The following is a 15,531-nucleotide window of genomic DNA, read 5'->3' as shown; positions in this document are numbered from 1 at the left end:
AAAACGAGAAAGCCCGACGGGGGAGGATCCGTCGGGCTTATAAACTCGATCGACAACTGGGAGGAGGAGTGTTGTCGATCCTGCCGAACGGCTATGGGAGGAGGAGAAGCCGTTCGATGATTATGTTTTACCATACTCCGCAAAAAGCGGAATATCATTTTGTGCATTGCAGCAATGCGTCCAGCGCAAGACTTAGGGTGAATTTCACTACAGCACTGCCGTTTTTATTAGCAAAAATTAATGAAACCTCCCTCGGGCCATGGAAGGCCCATCGGTTTATCGGTTGACGCCAGGTATTTTAGCGCCGCTGAGCGTACTTTCGGAGGAAGCCATGCACCTCACGAATGCGTGAACATTGCACTGACCGGAACGCGACAGCTGATTTGGTTATATTTTCTCGGATACATCCCTAGCCAAGGCAGGTCGGCCGTTATATTCGTCGCAATATTTCGAACCCTGGGGAGTAAATTCATGCAGTGCCGCCGCCAATGGATGAAACTGGCAACCGCCGCGATCGCGACCCTCTGGCTTGGAGCGGCAGCCCTTCCGACACCAGCCGCCGCAGCCGAGAAGCTCACCGTCTTTGCAGCAGCGAGCCTCAAGGATGCGCTTGACGCCGCCAATGCAGCCTGGACCAAGGAAAGCGGCAAGGAAGCCGTCGCCTCTTATGCAGCAAGTGGTGCGCTTGCCAAGCAGATCGAAAACGCCGCCCCTGCCGACATCTTCATCTCGGCCGACCTCAGCTGGATGGACTACGTCGCCGACAAGAAGCTCATCAAGGCAGACACCCGCTCCAACCTGCTCGGCAACACGATCGTGCTCGTTGCGGAAAAGGCAAAGGCAAAGCCGGTCGAGATCAAGCAGGGCTTCGATCTTGCAGGGCTCTTGGGTGACAGCAAGCTTGCCATGGGTGAACCGAAGTCGGTTCCGGCAGGCAAATACGGCATGGCCGCGCTCGAAAAGCTCGGCGTCTGGAAGTCTGTCGAAACCAAGGTCGCCGGCGCCGAAAGCGTGCGTGCCGCCCTTGCCCTCGTCTCCCGCGGTGAAGCGCCTTATGGCATCGTCTACCAGACGGATGCCGCAGCCGATAAGGGTGTTGCCGTCGTCGGCACCTTCCCGGCCGATTCTCACCCTCCGATCATCTATCCGATTGCAATCCTTGCCGAAAGCAAGAACCCGGATGCATCGGCCTATCTCGACTTCCTGAAATCCGACAAGGCCGCCGCCTTCTTCACGGCGCAGGGTTTCACGATCCTGAAATAGTCGGAGCCTGAAATGATTGCGGAATCGGCCTCCGCAGCTTAGCGTGAAGGCTCGCCTCGACGAGCCTTCAATTCTTTAAGGAGACGGGTGCATTTGGATATGCTGGGCTTGAGCAATGAAGAATGGACGGCGATCCTGCTCAGCCTGCGTGTCTCGACCGTCGCCATGCTGGCGAGCCTGCCCTTCGGCATTCTCGTCGCCCTGCTACTGGCCCGCGGCCGTTTCTGGGGCAAGTCGGTGCTGAACGGCATCGTTCACCTGCCGCTGATCCTGCCCCCCGTCGTCACCGGTTTCCTTCTTCTCATCCTCTTCGGCCGCCGCGGCCCGGTCGGCAGCCTGCTCGACCAGTATTTCGGCATCGTCTTCTCCTTCCGCTGGACCGGCGCAGCGCTCGCCTGCGCCGTCATGGCCTTTCCGCTGATGGTGCGCAGCATTCGCCTGTCGATCGAAGCGGTCGACCGCAGACTGGAAGAGGCGGCCGGAACACTTGGGGCCGGTCCGGCGTGGGTCTTCCTGACGATCACCCTGCCGCTGACACTGCCCGGCATCATCGCCGGCATGATCCTTTCCTTCGCTAAGGCGATGGGCGAATTCGGCGCCACGATCACCTTCGTCTCCAATATTCCGGGCGAGACCCAGACGCTGCCGGCGGCGATCTATACCTTCACCCAGGTGCCCGGCGGCGATGCCGGCGCACTGCGCCTGGCGCTAGTCGCCGTCGTCATTTCAATGGCCGCCCTACTCGCCTCGGAATTTCTCGCCCGTCTCGCCGGCCGGAGGATCGATCCGGAATGACGCTGATCGTCGAGGCAAAACAGCGGCTCGGCGCATTTTCGCTCGACGCCGCCTTCACCTCCGAGCGCGGCGTCACCGCGCTCTTCGGCCGCTCCGGCTCTGGCAAGACCTCGATGATCCGCATCATCGCCGGCCTGGCTCGGCCCGACGAAGGCCGCGTCGTTCTTGATGGCGAAGCCTTGACCGAGACTGCCAAGGGCATCTTCGTTCCCAAACATCAGCGTCGTTTTGGCTACGTCTTCCAGGAGGCGCGGCTGTTCCCGCATCTGAGCGTGCGCGCCAATCTCTCCTACGGCCGCTGGTTCGCGGCGGGAGCCGCAGGCGGCGAAAGTTTCGATCGCGTCGTCGATCTGCTCGGCATCGAGACGCTGCTTGCGCGCAGCCCCTCCAAACTTTCCGGCGGCGAGAAGCAGCGCGTTGCGATCGGCCGCGCCCTTCTCTCCTCTCCCCGGCTGCTGCTGATGGACGAGCCGCTCGCCGCCCTCGATGAGGCGCGCAAGGCCGAGATCCTTCCCTACCTGGAGCGATTGCGGGATCAGACCGACATCCCGATCGTCTATGTCAGCCATGCGATCGCCGAGGTGGCGCGGCTGGCAAACCAGGTCGTTGTGATGAGTGACGGCAAGGTAGAGGCAACAGGTCCGGCGCTCGACATCTTGAGCCGCCCTTCCGCGGCTTCCGACCGACGGGACGCGGGCGCGCTGCTGGAAGGCACCGTCGAGAGCTTCGATGCGCGTCACCGCTTGTCGATTGTTGCCCTGAAATCCAACCGGCTGCATATTCCCAGTGTCGCCCTTGCATCGGGCAAACCGGTCCGCATCCGCATCCCCTCCCGCGATGTCATGCTGGCGACCGCAAGGCCGGAAGGCCTCAGTGCGTTGAACATTCTCGAAGGCTGGATCGAGCAGATCTCGCCGGACGAGGATGGAACGGTGGAAATCCGGTTAGACTGCGGGGGCGACGTCATTCTCGCGCGCATCACCGCGCTATCTTGCGAGCGCCTCGATCTTCAACCCGGCAAAACCGTCTTCGCCATCATCAAGACGGTTGCTCTGGAGGCGTGATCAGCCGCCGCGGCTTGAATTGCGCTTGCCTTCGAGCCAGGCGAGATCCTCGGCAAGACTGGTGCGAACCGTCCTTTCCATCCGGCGGAAACACTCGAGCAATTCCTCGCCGAACGGTGTCAGCGCCGCGCCTCCGCCCTTCTGCCCGCCACGCTGCGATTCCACCACCTGTTCAGAGAACATCCGGTTCATCTCGCTGACGAGCAGCCACGCCCGGCGATAGGACATGTCCATTGCCCGCCCCGCCGCCGAGATCGAACCGGTCTGGCGGATGTGCTCCAGAAGTTCCATCTTTCCGCGACCGAGACGATCCTCGTCCGGGAAGCTGATTCGCAGGACGGGAACGAGTGTTTTTGCGGCTGGATCGGTCATCGAATTCGCGGATTGTGGAATTTGCGGCACTTTACGCTGCGACATGGAAACTGTACACCGCCCGCAACCAGCCGCCCGCGTGGCAATATTCTTCAATTCGGATGCAAGATCGGATTTTCGGCCGTTCCGTACCTTAGCATGTCTTGAAACATTAATGGATTGATGCCTATCTTAACCATGATCCGGTCTCGATCGGATCTCGTGTTGTGCATAGTTTGTCATTCCAGGAAAGGGAAAGCACTGACAACAGTACACGCCAAGGGAAAAACGCTCGCCGTTGTCCCGAAGAGTGCGGAACGTGGCGCCGATGCCGCTGCCCGCGCCTTAGAAGCCGTCCTCGCCAGCCTCGAGGACTCCAAAGCGGAAGATATCGTCACTATCGACATTGCCGGAAAATCGGCGCTTGGAGACTACATGGTGGTCGTCTCCGGCCGCTCGAACAGGCACGTCATGGCGATCTCGGATCACCTGCTCACCGATCTCAAGGACGACGGCTTCGGTACGGCCCGCGTCGAAGGTCAGGAAGGCGGCGATTGGATCCTGATCGACACCGGTGACATTATCGTGCATGTGTTCCGTCCCGAAACCCGCGAGTTCTACAACATCGAAAAGATGTGGGCGGCTCCGGATATGGATGAAACACGGCACTGACAGGCGAGCCGGCATTCTGCCCGGCGCCTGAGACGTGGCATTGACCGGCCGGGAAACATCGCAGGCCGGCCCGGGGTGCGACGTGCGCCTCACAATGCCGGCTAACCGGGAGCGGGTGAATGCGAATTGGTCTTTTTGCTGTGGGACGGCTGAAGTCCGGCCCCGAAAAGGATCTTGTGGCCCGCTATCTCGACCGTTTCGCCAAGGCCGGCGCCGCTGTCGGCCTCGAATTCAGCCGGGTTGCTGAAGTGGCCGAAAGCCGCGCCTCCAATGCGGAAACCCGCAAGCGCGAAGAAGCGGCAATGCTTTTGAAATCGCTTGCCGAGGGCAGCATCCTCATTCTTCTCGACGAACGCGGCAAGGCGCTCGACAGCGAAGCCTTCGCAAACCTGCTGGGCAACTATCGCGACCAGGGCAAACGCGAGCTGACGATCGCGATCGGCGGCGCCGACGGCCTCGATCCCTCGCTCTACGACCGTGCCGACGCCACGCTCTGCCTGGGCAAGATGACCTGGCCACACCAACTCGTCCGCACGCTGATCGCCGAGCAGCTCTATCGCGCCGTCACCATCCTCTCCGGCCACCCCTATCACCGCGTTTAGTTCGCATCGGCCACATGCGTCGGCCCTGTGCGTCGGATTGTCACGCAGCCGTGTTTTGCCTGGCGGCCGGTTCTTCTCCAAACTTTCTGGCAAAGCGCGTCAAATCAGCTTAGTCTCCGCGCGATTTGAGAGAGTGCCCAGATAGACAATGACGAGAACAGCAACCAGGCGACGCCGCATGATCCTGCCGGCTATTGCGGCAGGTCTTGGTGCGGCGGTGATCGTCGTTTCGGCAGACCCCTTCTCTGTCCGGGCACAGGATGCAGCGCCCGAAGCTGCACAATCCTCAGCCTTGCCGACGTCGAGCCCGCCGGCAGCCGAAACGCCGCCGCCCGATCCGGCGGCCGAACTCGCCGCCAAACGCGACCAGACCCGCGCCGAGCTCGAAACCCTGTCGAAGACGATCAGCCTCTCCTCGGACAAGGTGAGCGGACTTCAGCAAAGCATTGCCAATCTGGAAAAGAGCACCCAGAGCATCCGCCAGGCGCTGATTGATTCCGCCGCCCGCCGCAAGGGGCTCGAAAAGCAGATCCTCGAAAGCGAGAAGAAGCTTGCCGATCTCGGCGTCAAGGAGGACGGCATCCGCCGTTCCCTTCATGAGCGCCGCGGCCTTCTGGCCGAAGTGCTGGCCGCACTTCAGCGCATGGGCCGTAACCCGCCGCCCGCCCTGCTCGTCACTCCTGATGATGCGCTGGCTTCGGTGCGCAGCGCGATCCTGCTCGGCGCCGTTGTTCCGGGCATCCGCAAGGAAACCGACAAACTTGCGGCAGATCTTGCGAGCCTTGCCGCACTGCAGAGCGCAAGCGCTGCCGAAAAGGCCAGCCTGACGTCGACAATGACCGACGGCATCGAGGAAGAACGGCGCATGGACCTACTGCTTGCCGAAAATGACAAGCTCAGCCGCAGCAACGCCGCCGAACTCGGGGCCGAAAGGAAACGCTCGGAGGAACTGGCAAGCAAGGCGACCAGCCTCGAAGGCCTTGTCACTTCGATGGAATCCGAGATCGCTTCGGTGCGCGAAGCCGCAGCCGCCGCCCGCCAGGCGGAGGAGAACCGCAGGCTCTTGACGGACGAGCAACGTGCTCAGGCCAAGGCGCTTGCCGACAGCGGTGTGCCCGATAAAAACCGCATTGCGCCCGCATATCCCTTCGGAGAATTGAAGGCGAAATTGGAGTTGCCCGTGGCAGGCGATATCCTGCGCCAGTTCGGCGATGCCGACGGCACCGGGCATGAGGCTATGGGAATGACCGTTGCCACCAATGCGGAGACGGTGGTGACGGCGCCCGCAGATGGTCTGGTGGTTTTCGCCGGCGCTTTCCGCAGTTACGGCCAGATGATCATCCTCGACACAGGCGACGGATACCACCTGGTTCTCTCGGGAATGGATACGATCAATACCCGTCAGGGAAAATTCGTTTTCTCCGGCGAGCCGCTCGCCGTGATGGGAGCGAAAAGAGTAGCAAGCGCAACTGCATTGGCGCTGGAAACAGACCGGCCAACGCTTTACATTGAATTTCGAAAGGACGGTAAACCGGTCGATTCCCGACCGTGGTGGACCGCCAAAGACACTGGAAAGGCACGCAATGATTCGTAGGGCTTCTCTTGTTCTGGTCGGCGCATTGATGGGTGCGACCGCCATGAGCGTCATCTACTCGGCGGGTGTGCCGGCAGAAGCGGCCGGATCCTCCACATACAAGGAACTCTCGATTTTCGGCGACGTCTTCGAGCGAGTGCGCGCGCAGTACGTGACGCCGCCAGCCGAAGACAAGCTGATCGAGAATGCCATCAACGGCATGCTGTCCTCGCTCGATCCGCATTCGAGCTACATGAATGCGAAGGACGCCGAGGATATGCGCACCCAGACCAAGGGTGAGTTCGGCGGCCTCGGCATCGAAGTCACGATGGAAGACGAACTCGTCAAGGTCATCACCCCGATCGATGACACGCCTGCCGCCAAGGCCGGTGTTCTCGCCGGTGATTACATTTCCGAGATCGACGGTCAGTCCGTGCGCGGCCTGAAGCTGGAAGACGCTGTCGAGAAGATGCGCGGCGCCGTCAACACGCCGATCAAGCTGACGTTGATCCGCAAGGGCGCCGACAAGCCGATCGAGCTGACCATCGTGCGTGATGTCGTCGCCGTCCAGGCCGTCAAGTCGCGTGTCGAGGACGATGTCGGTTATCTCCGCATCATCTCCTTCACCGAAAAGACCTATCCGGACATGGAAAAGGCGATCAAGAAGATCAAGGAAACCGTTCCAGCCGATAAGCTGAAGGGTTATGTCCTCGACCTGCGCCTCAATCCGGGCGGCCTGCTCGACCAGGCGATCAATGTCTCCGACGCCCTGCTGGAGCGCGGCGAGGTGGTTTCGACCCGTGGCCGCAATCCCGACGAAACCCGCCGCTTCAATGCCGGACCGGGCGACCTGACGGACGGCAAGCCGGTGATCGTGCTGATCAACGGCGGTTCGGCTTCCGCATCGGAAATCGTTGCCGGCGCCCTTCAAGACCTGCGCCGGGCCACCGTCCTCGGCACGCGCTCTTTCGGCAAGGGCTCGGTCCAGACGATCATCCCGCTCGGCGAAAACGGCGCGCTGCGCCTGACCACGGCGCTCTACTACACGCCGTCGGGCCGCTCGATCCAGGGTACCGGCATCACGCCTGACATCAAGGTCGACGAGCCGCTGCCGCAGGAACTGCAGGGCAAGATGGTGACCGAAGGCGAATCCAGCCTGCGCGGCCATATCAAGGGCCAGAGCGAGACAGACGAAGGTTCGGGCTCCGTGGCCTACGTGCCGCCCGATCCGAAGGACGACGTTCAGCTGAACTACGCGCTCGATCTTCTGCGCGGCAAGAAAACCGATCCGGCCTTCCCGCCGAATCCTGACAAGGCCGTCGTCGCCAAGTAATCGATCATGCCAAGGCCGGGCACATCGCCCGGCCTTGATCCTTTTGCAGTTTCCCGGTTTTGGAGCGGGCGAGAAAATTGGGAACGGACCTGCATGCGCCTCTGGGCCGCAACCGCAAAACCGGCAATCGGCGCCCGGGTGTCCTGCGGCTCGGCCGCATCGCCGCCAGCCTTTGCCTTTTCGCGATAGGCGGTTTTTCCCTCTATACGGCGTTTCGCGGCGATGGGCTCGAACGCGACCGGCCACCGGCAGCCGAACAGGCGGCAACGCCGCCCGCCGGCACATCTCAACCGCCACCGCAGACCCCGGCCGGCCAGGCCACGAACGGCATGCCCCGCGCCGAACCGCGATCGGGCGCCAATGTCGAGCAGATGGTCACCGGCGATGGCTCCGTCGTCACCAAATACAGTCCCCGTCCGCGCGACGGCAGCGGGCCGGTCTTGGTCGACGCCATGCAGATCGGCCAGGATCCGCGCATGGCGGCAATGCCCAACGAAGCGCTGCTGGAAGAGACGTCCTATGGCAGGCTGCCGATCATCGGCCCTGACGGCCGGCGACCGATGGATCAATATGCCCGCCCCTCATCCAGCGCGCGCGGCGTCCGCATCGCCATCGTCGTCAGCGGCCTCGGGCTGAGCCAGACCGGAACGCAGCGCGCCATAGCCGAATTGCCGGAGGAAATCACTCTCGCCTTTGCCGCAAGCGGCAACAGCCTGCAGCGCTGGATGCAGGAGGCCCGCCGCGGCGGCCATGAGATTCTTCTGCAAGTGCCACTCGAACCTTTTGATTACCCGGCGAACGATCCGGGTCCGGAGACGCTGCTGACCTCCAAGCCGGTCGCCCGCAATATCGAGAACCTGCACAAGGCAATGGGCGAGATCACCAACTATACCGGCGTCATAAACTATCTCGGCGGCCGTTTCCTGTCCGATCCCGCCGCTATGGAACCTGTCATGCGCGATATCGGCAAACGCGGCCTGTTCTTCCTCGACGACGGCACCTCGGCGCAGTCGAAGACCGCGACAGTCGCCAAGGGAACCGAGCTGCCCTATGCCTTCGCCGACCTGCAGCTGGACGGCCAGCTCGATGTCAACGCCGTCCTGCAGAAGCTCGACGAACTCGAACGCATCGCCCGCAAGAACGGCCAGGCGATCGGCGTCGCCTCGGCTTTCGACGAAAGCGTCGATGCCATCGCCAAATGGAGCCAGGAGGCGGCAATGCGCGGCATCGAGATCGTCGGCGTCGCGACCCTGACCAACGACCCCCGGAATCCTTGAACCACGAATCCGAGAACGGAGAAGAAATGAGCCAGGCGACCGTGAAAGCAGAGGATCTGCCTTACCGCCCCTGCGTCGGCGTGATGATCCTGAACCGTCATGGCCTGGTCTGGGCCGGGCGGCGCATCCCCGACGGTAATTCCGAATATGACGGCTCGCCGCAGCTCTGGCAAATGCCACAGGGCGGCATCGACAAGGGCGAGGACCCGCTGGATGCCGCCTATCGCGAGCTTTACGAGGAGACCGGCATCAGGACGGTGACACTGCTTGCCGAAGCAAGGGACTGGATCAACTATGATCTGCCGCCGCAGCTGATCGGCATCGGGTTGAAGGGAAAATTCCGCGGCCAGACGCAACGCTGGTTCGCCTTCCGCTTTGAGGGTGATGAGAGCGAGATCGCCATCAACCCGCCCCCCGGCGGCCATGAGCCGGAATTCGATGCCTGGGATTGGAAGCCGATGCAAGAGCTGCCGGGACTGATCGTCCCGTTCAAGCGTGCCGTCTATGACCAGGTGGTCGCCGAATTCCAGCATCTGGCGGCACTTCAATCGGAAGACTGATCGCGGGCAGAATGGCCGCGTGCGTTTTTTCTCGGCAAGCAGACGAAAAGGTCGCAGCGTCGATGCATCCGGCAAACACTGGTTTGCGGTCCGGCAGTGTCTGACCAGGGAATACCGGCCGCCCAGAGGGGCAGCCGGTGTCTCGTAAGGAGCTTATTCCGCTTCGTCGGCGGAATCGGCGTTGAGCTGGCCGTATTTGCTTTCGCCGATTTTCTCGAGCAGATCGAGTTGTGTTTCGAGGAAGTCGATATGACCCTCCTCATCCACCAGCAGCTCTTCGAAAAGCTTCATCGAAACGTAATCGCCGGCCTCGTGACAGATATCGCGCGACTTCTTGTAGGCCGTGCGGGCGTCATACTCGCCGGCAAGATCGGCCTCCAGAACTTCCCTGACGTTCTGGCCGATGCGCAAGGGGGCCAGCGTCTGCAGATTGGGATGGCCTTCAAGGAAGATGATCCGCGCAACCAGCCGGTCGGCATGGTGCATCTCTTCGATGGATTCGGCGCGCTCCTTCTTGGCGAGCTTGGTGTAGCCCCAGTCTTCAAGAAGGCGATAGTGAACCCAATATTGGTTGACCGCTCCGAGTTCGAGGAACAATGCCTCGTTAAGCCGCTCGATGACTTTTTTGTCGCCTTTCAATGTCCGCTCTCCTGTTTTCCTCGTGGAATTGTTTCAAGCGCGACAGGAAATCAAATGTTTCGGCTTCCGTCGAGTGGCGACGGGCGTGATATTCCTCGGTCGTCTGGATAATGATGTCGACCACATTGGGGAAACAGCCGCAGCAGCGACCGCGCTTTTCCATCGCGTGATAGACCTTCGCAGGCACGATAAGCTGCCAACAGTCTTGATCGAGAAGGTCGGTGATGACCTGCCGGATTTCCTTGTCGGTTATATAATTGCAGCTGCAGACGAGCACGTCTTTGTTCCAAACATGACACTGACTATCGTGTTTTTCTGCTAAAGAAGATGGTGGTTGTCAAGAAAAAATTCGAGTCCCTCGCCATCGCGCGGCGGCGGTGGGCAAACCCTGTTGCGGATTGTCCGAAATTCGGCGGCGGTTGAGGACGGCGACATCATACAGGCATGGATCTCCATGAAAGTGCGCCTGCATGATCCGCTCGGCGAAACGCGTTCAATGAAAATTCCGCCCGCGCGGCATAACCTCGGCGGTTTCCGCCACGCCCGCATGGCGGCCTGTAGAAATCATAGTTTTTTCCAACTCCGCCCCTTTCCGAGCATCCGCGACCTGCCGCTGGTCGCCTCCCGGCCTCAGCACCTCGTCCGACCGCTCGCAAGCGCCGAAACGGCGGGCCTCGCGTTGCAGGATGCCAAGGGCAGGCGTCATGTCTTCGATATGCTCGACGACGGTATGGATCACGCCGCTATGGCTTTGCAGCCTGCCGCGGATTTTCACAAGGCGGGCGCCCATGACGACCGCCCGATATTTGTCGAATATCTTGTTCCAGACGATCGCATTGGCGACCCCGGTTTCGTCCTCCAGCGTCATGAAGATCACGCCCTTGGCCGAACCCGGCCGCTGGCGCACCAGCACCAGCCCGGCGATCGTCACCCTCTTTCCGTTCGGCACTCTGAGAAGATCGACATTGCGGGTAATGCCCATCTTCTGGAATTCCTCTCTCAGGAAGGAGACCGGATGCGCTTTCAGTGACAGGGAGAGATAACGATAATCTTCGATTACCTGTTCGCCCGGCGGCATGTCCGGCAGTTTCGTCGCAGGTTCAGCCTGGAGGTCGACATGACGGACCTGCTCGAAAAGCGGCAACTCTTCGGCTGCACTCTTCACGTCAAGCGCCCGCACCGCCCAGAGCGCGTCGCGTCTTGATAATCTAAGGGATTGGAACGCATCCGCATCCGCCAGTCGCTCGATGACTGATTTCTGCAGGCCGGACCGCAGCCAGAGATCCCGAACGGAGCTGTATCCTTTGCCTCGATTTTTGATAAGCAGCTCGATTTCTTTATCCGAGACGCCCTTGACCTGCCGGAAGCCGAGCCGCACCGCGTGCCGGGCCTTGATGATCTCGCGCATCTCACGATGCCGGAAATCGACAGCATTCTGATCGAAAGCGGCCTCTTCCAGACCGCAATCCCAGTCCGATTCATTGACGTCGACCGGCAGGATCCTTACCCCGTGCTCTCGTGCATCCCGCACCAACTGCGCCGGCGCGTAAAACCCCATCGGCTGGGAGTTCAGCATCGCCGCGCAGAAGACATCGGGATAATAGGCCTTGAGCCATGAAGAGGCGTAGACGAGCAGCGCGAAGGACGCCGCATGGCTTTCGGGGAAGCCGTATTCGCCGAAACCCTTGATCTGGTTGAAGCATTGCTTCGCGAACTCGGGATCGTAGTTCCTGGAAACCATTCCCTCGATGAACCGCTTCTCGAAATTGCCGATCGTGCCGGTTCGCTTGAATGTTGCCATCGCTCGACGAAGCTTGTCGGCCTCCGCCGGTTTGAAACCGGCGGCGGTGATCGCGATCTGCATCGCCTGCTCCTGGAACAAGGGTACGCCGAGGGTCCTTTCAAGGACCGCTTTCAGCTCCTCGCTCGGATATTCGATCGGGATGTCCTTGGCCTTCAGCTCCCGGCGTTTCAGGTAGGGATGCACCATGTTGCCCTGGATCGGCCCCGGCCGGACGATCGCCACCTCGATGACGAGATCATAAAAAATTCTGGGTTTCAGGCGAGGCAGCATGCTCATCTGCGCCCGGCTTTCGATCTGGAAAACGCCGAGCGTATCGGCCCGGCCCATCATGTCGTAAACCGGCTCTCCCTCCTCTCCGTGCTCCCTGTTGCCGAGGTCGGCAAGCGTCTTCTTCACCTCATAATGCAGTTCGAGCATTGAGAAGGCCTTCCTGAGGCAGGTCAGCATGCCGAGCGCCAGCACATCCACTTTGAGGATCTTGACGTTGTCGAGATCATCCTTGTCCCATTCGATCATGTAGCGATCCGGCATCGCCGTCTTCATGATCGGCACCACCTCGTCGAGCCTGTCCCGGGTGATGACGAAGCCGCCGACATGCTGGGTAAGGTGTCTGGGAAAGCCGAGAAGCTCGGAGGCATACCTCAGCACGTTCCGTGTTACCGGATCTTTGACGTCGAGGCCGGCCGCCCTTGCATCTCGCTCCGAAAGATTATCCTCCGACCAGCCCCAGACGAGGCTGCTGATCGCCGACTGGACATCCTCGGAGAGCCCGAAGGCCTTGGCGACCTCGCGGCCCGCCGAACGGGTGCGGTAGGTGGTCACCCCCGCCGTCAGTCCGGCATGGTCGATGCCGTATCTTCGATAGATGAACTGGATGACCTCTTCGCGCCGGTCATGTTCGAAATCGACGTCGATGTCAGGCGGCTCGTCCCGGTCCATCGAAATGAAGCGGTCGAAGAGCAATGTGCTCTTCTCCGGATTGACTTCCGTTATCTCGAGGCAATAGCAGATGACCGAATTCGCCGCCGACCCGCGCCCCTGGCACAGGATCTTGCGATCATAGCGGGCGTACTGGATGATCCTGTAAACCGTCAGGAAATAGGAAGCATATTTCTTCTGGCGAATGAGATCGAGTTCATACTCGATCTGCGGCGCAACCTTGGGCGGAATGCCCTCGGGATAGCGTTTCGCCGCTCCCGCTCTCGTCAGTCTTTCCAAGGTTTCCTGCGGCGTTTCACCGGGATCGTTTTCCGGCGGGTAATTGTGCTCCAGTTCCTTCAGCGAAAAGGTCAATTTGGTGAAGAAGGCCTTCGTGTTCTCGACCGCATCAGGATAGTCCCGGAAGATCCTGATCATTTCACGTGAATCCTTGAGATAGCGTTCGGCATTCGGCGCCAGCAGGAATCCGGCTTGCGGTATCTCGACATGTTCCCGGATCGCGATCACGACATCCGAAAGCGGCCGGCGTCCGGAATGGTGGTAAAGCGGCTGGTTGGTCGCAATCAGCGGCACACGGTTTCGGGCGGCAAACATGGCAAATACCGCAAAAACCTGCTTGTCGCGGCCGTCATAGGCGGGGGCCAGTGCCACATGGAATGCTTTGCCGAACCGTTTGCGAAAGCGCTTCAAGTGATCTTCCAGCCCCGACTGGCCAGCCTGGCTATCGACAAGAATACGATCGGGAACGAGGGCAAGCATCATCTCGTCGCCCCATTCCATAAGCTCGGCTTCCGTCAGGATGCAGCTTCCCTTGACCGCCTCCTCCTTCAGATTACCGGCACTGAGAAGGCGACAGATGTTTGCCCAGCCCCGCCGGTTGCACGGATAGGCGAGGATATCAGGCGTTCCATCGCAAAAGACGAGACGAGCGCCCGGCTGAACCCGGATAGGATCGAGGATTACCTCCTCCTTTTTTCCTTCCCTCTTCGCCTGGGCCAGAATCTCTTCTCTATTCCTGTATTTCTCCTCAAGCTGTTCTGCCTGTGCATGCGCCCGCACCACACCGGCAACCGAATTCCGATCCGCAATGCCGAGGCCTCCAAGCTTCAGATAAGCGGCCTGCACGACCATCTCCTCCGGGCTGGAGGCGCCTTCGAGGAACGAGAAATTCGTCCGCGTACCGATCTCGAAGAATGCGCGCACGGGTTTCATGCAAAAACCCCGTGCATGAACCAGCGAGGATCGAATTCCTGACCATAAAAGCCCCGGCGATAGATCCAGAAGCGATGTCCGGCCTCATCCTCGACACGGAAATAGTCACGCGCCTCGGCGTCGCTTCCGTCGATCCACCACTCCATGGCAATCCGCTCCGGACCTTCACTTTTTGCCACCTGATGCTGCATGCGCCGCCAGCGGAAGACCTGCGGGGGACCATCGGGCACTTCGGCGAGCACCGTCTCGACAAGCTCCGGCGTTGCAAAAAGCCGCAACGGCCGCTCTTCACGGAAGGGAAGAGGACTGTCCTGCTCCACCTTCCGCCGTCTCGAAAGATTGTCCATCACCGGAACCGTGATGACGGCACGTTCCGGCACGTGGCTCTCGCGGAGCTGGAAGCTTTGCAGGCAATCCACACCAAGCCGGGCCGAAACCCGGTCGACGAAAGCCGAAAGCGAGATCTCTCCCTGGCGGTCGCCTTCGAAATCACCCTGCGCCTCGTTGAACGGGTCATGCCGCAGCACATTCAGCCGCAGGATCTCGAAACCATAGCCGGCATCGATATCGTCATAGACCGCCTGCAATCGCTCGGAAAAAAGCCCGGCGATGAATTTCGGTTCGCGAAGCGGCTGCGAAGCGCCGACGGAAATGCGGAAGACCCTGCCATCGACGCGGAACAGGACCAGTTCGAACACCCGCCCGCCGGCCCGCCGCGCCTCCAGCGACGGCTGCAGCGACACGGCGACCTGTCTGGTGACGGCGAGGATCTGCTCTTCCGTCCCGATCGGCTCGATCAACCGGCTTTCGGCCGAGAGACTGGCGACGGGACGACGGGGCGACACCGGCTCCTCTTCGCGTCCCAGCGCCTGGTCGAGACGCAGGAGCAGCTCCGGGCCGAACCGGCGAGTCAGCGGCGCTCGCGGCGCATGGATGACGTCACCGACATATTTGAGGCCGAGCTTCTTCAGGGCATCGACGGTTTGCCCTTCCAGCCGCAAGGCAGCGACCGGCAGGGGCGCCAGCACAGTATCGGTTTCTTCATCCTCAATCACACCGCCTTGCCCGAAGCGGGACATTGCCCAGGAAAGGCCCGGCGATGATGAGATCGCGCCCCGTGCATCGAACCCCATGTGAAAGAGCCGCGACAGCACATCCTTGAGAAGCGCCTTTTCACCACCGAAGAGATGGGCGCAACCGGTAATGTCGAGAAATAGGCCATCCTTGCCGTCGAACGCCACCAATGGCGTATAACGGTCGCACCAGTCGGCGATTGCCTCCAGCAACCGACGGTCGGCAGCCGGATCCTCTTCGGCGACCTCGAGCGTCGGATACATGGCACGCGCTTCGGCAACACCCTGCTCCTTCCTCAATCCTAGTCTTTCGGCGAACTCATCCAGTGCCGTCAGCCGCATGGCATTGTTGAGCTTGCCGGAACAGACGATCG

General features: G+C 60.9%; 14 protein-coding genes and 1 pseudogene. 10 read left to right on the top strand and 5 right to left on the bottom strand.

The features are described from left to right. The first annotated feature begins 116 nt into the window (after positions 1–116). The 4 genes from EFQ99_RS35020 (at position 117) to modC (ending at position 3,122) form a co-directional block, all read left to right on the top strand. Positions 117–287, top strand: coding sequence for a hypothetical protein (locus EFQ99_RS35020; protein WP_164736373.1), 171 nt, complete (start codon positions 117–119; stop codon positions 285–287). 184 nt (positions 288–471) lie between these two features. Further along, positions 472–1,263 carry a molybdate ABC transporter substrate-binding protein gene (gene modA, locus EFQ99_RS13760; RefSeq protein ID WP_126921582.1) on the top strand — a complete coding sequence of 264 codons (792 nt, stop codon included), beginning with the start codon at positions 472–474 and terminating at the stop codon, positions 1,261–1,263. 93 nt (positions 1,264–1,356) lie between these two features. Further along, positions 1,357–2,058, top strand: coding sequence for a molybdate ABC transporter permease subunit (gene modB / locus EFQ99_RS13755; RefSeq protein ID WP_126921581.1), 702 nt, complete (start codon positions 1,357–1,359; stop codon positions 2,056–2,058). Next, positions 2,055–3,122: a molybdenum ABC transporter ATP-binding protein gene (modC, locus tag EFQ99_RS13750; RefSeq protein ID WP_126921580.1), complete on the top strand. Its 1,068-nt coding sequence runs from the start codon at positions 2,055–2,057 to the stop codon at positions 3,120–3,122. Before modB ends, modC begins: the two co-directional genes overlap by 4 nt. Here modC and EFQ99_RS13745 read toward each other — a convergent pair whose 3' ends face one another. Beyond that, entirely contained in the window at positions 3,123–3,494 is a 372-nt protein-coding gene (locus EFQ99_RS13745; RefSeq protein ID WP_126921579.1) for a winged helix-turn-helix domain-containing protein, read from the bottom strand. It abuts the gene before it with no gap. A gap of 210 nt (positions 3,495–3,704) precedes the next feature. On the opposite strand from EFQ99_RS13745, the gene rsfS reads away from it, so the two are divergent. The 6 genes from rsfS to EFQ99_RS13715 all read left to right on the top strand — a co-directional run bounded on the left by rsfS (position 3,705) and on the right by EFQ99_RS13715 (position 9,490). Then, positions 3,705–4,145, top strand: coding sequence for a ribosome silencing factor (gene rsfS / locus EFQ99_RS13740; protein WP_126921889.1), 441 nt, complete (start codon positions 3,705–3,707; stop codon positions 4,143–4,145). Positions 4,146–4,264: 119 nt separating this feature from the next. Beyond that, positions 4,265–4,747: a 23S rRNA (pseudouridine(1915)-N(3))-methyltransferase RlmH gene (gene rlmH, locus EFQ99_RS13735; protein ID WP_126921578.1), complete on the top strand. Its 483-nt coding sequence runs from the start codon at positions 4,265–4,267 to the stop codon at positions 4,745–4,747. Positions 4,748–4,925: 178 nt separating this feature from the next. Then, positions 4,926–6,341 (top strand): murein hydrolase activator EnvC family protein, encoded by a 1,416-nt coding sequence (locus EFQ99_RS13730; protein WP_126921888.1) that lies wholly within the window; start codon positions 4,926–4,928, stop codon positions 6,339–6,341. Then, positions 6,331–7,653, top strand: coding sequence for a S41 family peptidase (locus EFQ99_RS13725; protein ID WP_126921577.1), 1,323 nt, complete (start codon positions 6,331–6,333; stop codon positions 7,651–7,653). Before EFQ99_RS13730 ends, EFQ99_RS13725 begins: the two co-directional genes overlap by 11 nt. A 77-nt stretch (positions 7,654–7,730) precedes the next feature. Next, the gene (locus EFQ99_RS13720) at positions 7,731–8,930 is read left to right on the top strand and encodes a divergent polysaccharide deacetylase family protein (protein WP_126921576.1); all 1,200 of its coding nucleotides are present in this window, start codon (positions 7,731–7,733) and stop codon (positions 8,928–8,930) included. A 26-nt stretch (positions 8,931–8,956) separates the two neighbouring features. Further along, positions 8,957–9,490 carry an RNA pyrophosphohydrolase gene (locus tag EFQ99_RS13715; protein ID WP_126921575.1) on the top strand — a complete coding sequence of 178 codons (534 nt, stop codon included), beginning with the start codon at positions 8,957–8,959 and terminating at the stop codon, positions 9,488–9,490. Between the two features lie 153 nt (positions 9,491–9,643). Here EFQ99_RS13715 and bfr read toward each other — a convergent pair whose 3' ends face one another. The 4 genes and pseudogenes from bfr to EFQ99_RS13695 all read right to left on the bottom strand — a co-directional run bounded on the left by bfr (position 9,644) and on the right by EFQ99_RS13695 (position 15,529). Next, complete coding sequence (gene bfr / locus EFQ99_RS13710) at positions 9,644–10,129, bottom strand: bacterioferritin (RefSeq protein ID WP_126921574.1); 486 nt, start codon at positions 10,127–10,129, stop codon at positions 9,644–9,646. After that, positions 10,095–10,494: pseudogene (locus tag EFQ99_RS13705) on the bottom strand ((2Fe-2S)-binding protein). The gene bfr and the pseudogene EFQ99_RS13705 overlap by 35 nt, the downstream one beginning before the upstream one ends. A 128-nt stretch (positions 10,495–10,622) precedes the next feature. Next, positions 10,623–14,084: an error-prone DNA polymerase gene (locus EFQ99_RS13700; RefSeq protein ID WP_126921573.1), complete on the bottom strand. Its 3,462-nt coding sequence runs from the start codon at positions 14,082–14,084 to the stop codon at positions 10,623–10,625. Further along, positions 14,081–15,529: a Y-family DNA polymerase gene (locus EFQ99_RS13695; RefSeq protein ID WP_281024232.1), complete on the bottom strand. Its 1,449-nt coding sequence runs from the start codon at positions 15,527–15,529 to the stop codon at positions 14,081–14,083. Before EFQ99_RS13695 ends, EFQ99_RS13700 begins: the two co-directional genes overlap by 4 nt. Between the last annotated feature and the right edge of the window lie 2 nt (positions 15,530–15,531).

It is taken from the genome of Rhizobium vallis, assembly GCF_003985155.1.
Classification (GTDB): Bacteria; Pseudomonadota; Alphaproteobacteria; order Rhizobiales; family Rhizobiaceae; genus Rhizobium; species Rhizobium vallis.
Note: the sequence above shows the minus strand (reverse complement) of the source record. Positions and strands in the feature narration are given on the sequence as shown.

What these genes read in the sequence shown, in the direction of transcription:
- EFQ99_RS35020 (WP_164736373.1), top strand. Translation starts at nt 117, where the DNA reads ATGATTATGTTTTACCATACTCCGCAAAAAGCGGAATATCATTTTGTG.
- modA (WP_126921582.1), top strand. Translation starts at nt 472, where the DNA reads ATGCAGTGCCGCCGCCAATGGATGAAACTGGCAACCGCCGCGATCGCG.
- modC (WP_126921580.1), top strand. Translation starts at nt 2,055, where the DNA reads ATGACGCTGATCGTCGAGGCAAAACAGCGGCTCGGCGCATTTTCGCTC.
- EFQ99_RS13745 (WP_126921579.1), bottom strand. Translation starts at nt 3,494, where the DNA reads ATGACCGATCCAGCCGCAAAAACACTCGTTCCCGTCCTGCGAATCAGC.
- rlmH (WP_126921578.1), top strand. Translation starts at nt 4,265, where the DNA reads ATGCGAATTGGTCTTTTTGCTGTGGGACGGCTGAAGTCCGGCCCCGAA.
- EFQ99_RS13730 (WP_126921888.1), top strand. Translation starts at nt 4,926, where the DNA reads ATGATCCTGCCGGCTATTGCGGCAGGTCTTGGTGCGGCGGTGATCGTC.
- EFQ99_RS13725 (WP_126921577.1), top strand. Translation starts at nt 6,331, where the DNA reads ATGATTCGTAGGGCTTCTCTTGTTCTGGTCGGCGCATTGATGGGTGCG.
- EFQ99_RS13715 (WP_126921575.1), top strand. Translation starts at nt 8,957, where the DNA reads ATGAGCCAGGCGACCGTGAAAGCAGAGGATCTGCCTTACCGCCCCTGC.
- EFQ99_RS13700 (WP_126921573.1), bottom strand. Translation starts at nt 14,084, where the DNA reads ATGAAACCCGTGCGCGCATTCTTCGAGATCGGTACGCGGACGAATTTC.